At 33.0% G+C, this 5,568-nt stretch carries 4 protein-coding genes; 1 reads left to right on the top strand and 3 read right to left on the bottom strand.

All coding sequences use genetic code 11. From position 1 onward, the window contains the following. Window positions 1–477: 477 nt before the first annotated feature. The 3 genes from ABS911_RS13980 to ABS911_RS13970 all read right to left on the bottom strand — a co-directional run bounded on the left by ABS911_RS13980 (window position 478) and on the right by ABS911_RS13970 (window position 4,564). Window positions 478–1,962: a glycoside hydrolase family 32 protein gene (locus ABS911_RS13980; RefSeq protein ID WP_350468065.1), complete on the bottom strand. Its 1,485-nt coding sequence runs from the start codon at window positions 1,960–1,962 to the stop codon at window positions 478–480. 27 nt (window positions 1,963–1,989) lie between these two features. Then, window positions 1,990–3,423, bottom strand: a complete 1,434-nt coding sequence (locus tag ABS911_RS13975; protein WP_350468064.1) for a sucrose-specific PTS transporter subunit IIBC — start codon at window positions 3,421–3,423, stop codon at window positions 1,990–1,992. A 163-nt stretch (window positions 3,424–3,586) separates the two neighbouring features. Beyond that, on the bottom strand, window positions 3,587–4,564 hold the full coding sequence (locus tag ABS911_RS13970; protein ID WP_350468063.1) for a LacI family DNA-binding transcriptional regulator: 978 nt from the start codon (window positions 4,562–4,564) through the stop codon (window positions 3,587–3,589). Between the two features lie 735 nt (window positions 4,565–5,299). Between ABS911_RS13970 and ABS911_RS15395 the strand changes: the two genes are divergently transcribed. Next, window positions 5,300–5,536 (top strand): transposase, encoded by a 237-nt coding sequence (locus ABS911_RS15395; RefSeq protein WP_502880551.1) that lies wholly within the window; start codon window positions 5,300–5,302, stop codon window positions 5,534–5,536. Window positions 5,537–5,568 lie beyond the last annotated feature (32 nt).

Here is a 5,568-nt window from a genome sequence, read left to right as displayed (position 1 = left end):
TTACTGTGTTATTTTCTTCCATGATACAACCCCCATTTTTAATCGATTACTTTATAAGTTCTTATTTCTATTATTATAGTTGAAAAGTGATAGGATGAGTAGCGAAAAAAAGAATTAATCGTTAAACTTACAACTAATCAAAAGAATAATGATAAAGATTAGGAACACTAATAGGATTAGCGGGATTAAGAGAAATTAACGGAACTTGGTAAACAGTATAAAATATTTTATTTAGAATCATCTGTAACCAGATGAAAACTCTACTCAATCGAACTATAAGAATAAATGACCCTTAAAAGTAGCAAAGTAATAAACAACCCCTCTAGAAATCTAGAGGGGTTTCGTATTGGCTAAATTAATAGCATGCTTGTCTTTAAAGTGTGACTTTATTTCCTTTTTTAATCCTAGATGACCGGAACAAATAAAATCAATTAAAGCCTCCTTGATATATTATATTTATCCTAGTTGATCCTCCCTTTATCCAATTTCCCATTGAGTTGCTGTTACAATTGCATGTCCTTTTGCATAGAACTGTATTTGATTTTGATCTACTTGTGAATAAAGACGCGACGTAAAGACTTCTAAACCATCATTCACAAATATTTCGACGGAGGACTCATCCATAAACAATTGAATCTGTAGTTCTTCTTCAGAAAAATCGCATTTCCTTAAAGTTCCAAATTCAGCAGTTGATGTTTCACCAGATTGCCCCCGATCAAAAACTAATTTTTTTTCTACTCGGTCATAGTAGAAATTGGTTACTTCCTTGTCGCCCATTCGAAAACTTAGACCTACATATTGTCCAGTTATATTAGTAAAAGATGCTTGGAGTTCGTAAGTTCTAGCAGAAAATTGATTAACAATTACTACTTCGTTTTCTAACTCTATTTCTACTGTATTTTTCTTCCCACGTAGTAAAGCTAGTTCAGGTACAGGTTTCTGATAAATTTTCCCGTTTTTTAAACTGATTTCACGCAAAATTGTTAAACAGTGAGCCCATCCAAATTCATCTGTAACACAATCGACACCAGGAAGACCTAACCATCCAACTAACAATTGACGTCCATTTGGATCAGTCATTGTTTGAGGCGCGTAAAAATCAAAACCTCTATCTAATTCTGTGAAGTCCTCAGTTACATGAAAAACCCCTTTAGTAAAATCAAGGGGATTTCCTAATAAATAACCAGATTGATAAATATTTTGATATTTATCTCCTTTCTCGGTCATCCCTTGAGGTGAAAATAAGAGAACCCCATGATTGTCTAACTCAAAATAGTCTGGACATTCCCACATAAATCCTTGATTTTCTGAAGTAATATTCCCTTTTAATTCTATTGCTTGTTGATACGTCCATTTTTCTAAATCATCTGAAACATAGTAAACAATTGCTCCTTCATGATTACTTGTTTCTGCTCCGATAATACAGTAATAGTAACCATTTTGTTCAATAATTTTAGGGTCTCTGAAGTTATCCGTGTATCCTTCGGGTGAATCTATAATCAACGGTTTTTGAGATTTCTTGATGTTGTTATCTTTGCCCATTACTGCATGACATTGATAAGGAATTCGCTTCCAATTTTCTGTTCGAGTGTTGCCTGTATAGAACAAATGTAATTGGTCATCTTTCACGAATCCTGTACCTGAGAAGACACCATGGCTATCGTATTTAGTATCGGGGCTCAATGCAATACCTTTATCTTCCCAATCAACCAAATTATTAGAAACCATGTGATACCAGTACTTCACGCCATGCACTGGACCTAGAGGAAACCACTGATAAAATAAGTGATACTGGCCGTTATAATAGCTAAAACCGTTTGGATCATTTAATAATCCTGTTTTAGGTTGAATATGAAAAGTTTGTCGATAAGGTCCCTCGTCAACTTTTTTTTTCAATTCTGTCATATAAGCACTAGAAACATCATCAATCCTTTTGTAACGCTCTTTTTTTGTCCATTCCATTTATAAAATCCCTCACAATTTCCTTTTTTAATTTATTTTTTTTATCTTATTGGTTTTCGCAAATAGTATTGTAAAAATAAACGTTACAATAAAAGCTATTCCTAAAGAAATTAAATATTGAATCATCGATTGTGGTCGAATGACAATCACTCCTGGTAGACCAGCGGGCCCTTGTGATACGGATAAAACGTTCATCCATGTAGCGTAAGCTGCTCCTGTTGCTGATCCAATAAGGGCTGCAATAAAAGGATATTTGAGTTTCAAATTGACACCAAAAACAGCGGGTTCAGTAATCCCTAGTAAAGCTGATACGCCTGCTGCTGAAGCAATGGATTTCATTTTAATATCTTTTTTAAATAGGTAAAACACTGCTAAAGCAGCAGCACCTTGTGCCACATTGGAAGCAGCTACAACTGCAAAAGTTGGTGAACCTCCAAGTGTTTCAATATTAGCCAAGATTTGCATTTCAGAAGTAACCAAACTATGGTGCATACCTGTAATGACAAGTAATGGATATACAACTCCATAAATGGCTCCTCCTATAGGTCCTAACTCAAAGAATAACCACATTACACCGTTAGTCATCCAATCTCCGACTACTCTCATGACAGGACCAATAGCTACAAAAGTAAAAGTTGCTGTAAGTAACACTGAAAGTAAGGGGGTAACGATGTTATCTAACATCATTGGAATAAATTTCTGCAATAATTTTTCTATTTTAGCTAAAACAAACGCTGCTCCAATTACGGGTAAAACGGTTCCTTGATAACCTACCTTAGCGATTTCAAAACCAAAAATATTCCACACTGGTAAATTATTTTCCAGTAATGCTTGACCATACTCATAACCATTTAATAAATCGGGATGAATCATTAATGCGCCAATAACCGCACCTAAAACAGGAGTCGCACCAAAAGTTTGAGCCGCGTAAAATCCAATCAAGACAGGGAGAAATACAAATGCAGTATTAGAGAATAGATTAATCATTCCTGCTAAATCTGAGAATTGTGGGTAAGCCTCGATTATTGTCTGATTAGGAATAAATAAACTTTCGGCTGTTAATAAATTATTTATTCCCATCAATAATCCCGAAGCCACTAAAGCTGGTAAAATTGGAACAAACACATCTGCTAGCGCTTTCAAAACTCGTTGCACTATATTCAATTTGCTTGAAGCTATTTCTTTTAATTCATCTTTACCTATTTCAGATAGATTAGTCTGATTTAAAAACTCTTGATAAACCTTGTTTACTAATCCAGTACCTAGAATTATTTGAAATTGTCCACCGTTATTAAATGAGCCTTTAACACCGTCAATTTCAGAGATAGTATCTGTGGCTATAAGACTATCGTTTTTCAAAACTATACGTAATCTAGTGGAACAATGGGCAGCTGAAACAATATTTTCCACTCCACCAACTCCAAGAATAATATCTGTTGCTATCTTTTTACTATCTAACATATTTACTATACACCTCCATAAGATTTAAAAATGAAACGTTTCATTTTTAAAAATATAAACCAAAAAAAACAAGTTGTCAATTATTTTTGGCCTTACAAATATGGGGCTGATAACAAAGCACCTATTTAAAAGATTGAAAACTTGTTTTTCATATATAATAAATCTAATCTCTAGTTGTTGTTCCAGGTTGATAAGTTATTGGTAAAATCGTTTGTAGATGAACTTCTTCTTTTTCAATAATTTTGAATAAACACTTCACTGCTTCAGCTGCAATTTCTGGAACTGATTGTCGGATGCTAGAAAGATAAATTGGAGTGTTATTAGATTGTTTACTCCCATCAAAACCAATAATTTGGATATCTTCTGGGACTCTCTTGCCGTTTTGGTGAAGTAAATCAATAACTTCCATAGCTTGCTCATCTGTTACCACAAATATCCCATCTATTTCTTTATTTATTATTTGTTCTTGAACAAATAAGGATAATTGTTCTCTAAACTCTCCATGGTGTCCTTCATAATAAAAACTTTTCCAATCGATCTTATTAGTTTTACAGTAATCCTGAAAACCACGATAACGATCTCTTGTCGAATTTTCATAAATTGAGCCATAGCCAATGAACGCCAATTTAGTTGCGCCTGCTTGCTGTAATTTTTCAGCAGCTAATTTACCTCCCGTAAAATTATCACTCATGATTGTTGGTATCTTTTCGGAAAAGTAACGATCTATACTTACAACTGGTAGTTCACTAGAAATGTAGGCGTCTACATTACTATAAGATAATGTAATTAATCCATCAATTTTATTTTGGCGTGCCATCGCAATATAGGCAACTTCATTTTCATAATTATTTATAGTGTTGCATAACACTAACTTAGTTTGGTAATATCTTAATTCTGTTTCAATATAAAATGCTAGTTCACTAAAGAAAGGATTCCAAATAGTTGGTATAAGTAAGGCAATCGTATGGGTTCTATTTGTTCTTAATCCAGTGGCATATATATTTTTCTCATAGTTTAACTCTTTGATCGCTTCTTCAATTGCTATTTTTGTTTTTTCTTTTAGCTTACCACCGTTCAAATATTTTGAAACACTTCCAACAGATACTTTTGCTAACCTTGCAACATCCTTAATTGAAGCCATGTTTATCTCCTTCTCACTACATTTATACAATTAACAATAACATTATTATATAGATCGCTCAATTAAGTTATAAGTAGATAAAATATTTAACTATACATACATATAACCGCAACCTAAATCTTCTAGATACGATTTTATTTTACTTTTACAACAAATTTTTAATTAGCTCATAAATTACAATCATATGGCATTTTAGAATTTTATATGAAAGAGGATTATAATGAAATATGGTTATACACGTGGAAGTAAGACACAACAAGAGCTAACATCTCAAATTCCAATGCTAGAAACTGAACACGGTGAAAAATATATGCAAATAAATGATCTAGACATCATCATCATCCTAAATTTACGGATTTACTTAATCAATTGCATCCTCACCATGTTTTAGTGGTTACGAAACTTGATTGATTAGCAAGGTGTATAAAGGAAGCTTTGAAGGTTATAAATAGCTTTTCAATGAAAATATTGATATTCATATTTTAAATCTTGTATTTATTGAAAGTTCATCAACTGGATGTTAAATCTTCACTGTCTTTAGTGTCTTTGAAGATTGCTAACGAGATTTAATTGTAGAACGCACAAATATAGGCAAACAAATTGCGAAGCAAAATCTTAATTTAAGGATGCTTGTCCTTTTAAATATATTCAACAACCAATAGCACATGTTTTCCAATAATTGGAAAACATGTGCTATTGGTTGTTTCATGTCGCTAAATTAGATGTAAATCTCCGGTGTTGTCGAGTCTGTGGCTAGAGCATGACATCGATAATATAAGTGTACATATTGTAGATATATTAAGTGATCGAAGAAAAGTTCATCTGCTAAACTATTTCCTTGCCTATCCATTGCAGACAAGCAAATATGTAAAAAGGGTAGGGTCTGACATGTTTACGCCATATATGGAAATTATTCCAGTATTGTTATTGATTATCATAGATGAAAAATTCAAAAGGTTCAGTACTTTTTGAACCATCAAACGGTTCAAATAGACCGGGTTGAT

Source organism: Carnobacterium sp. (assembly GCF_040274425.1).
Note: the sequence above shows the minus strand (reverse complement) of the source record. Positions and strands in the feature narration are given on the sequence as shown.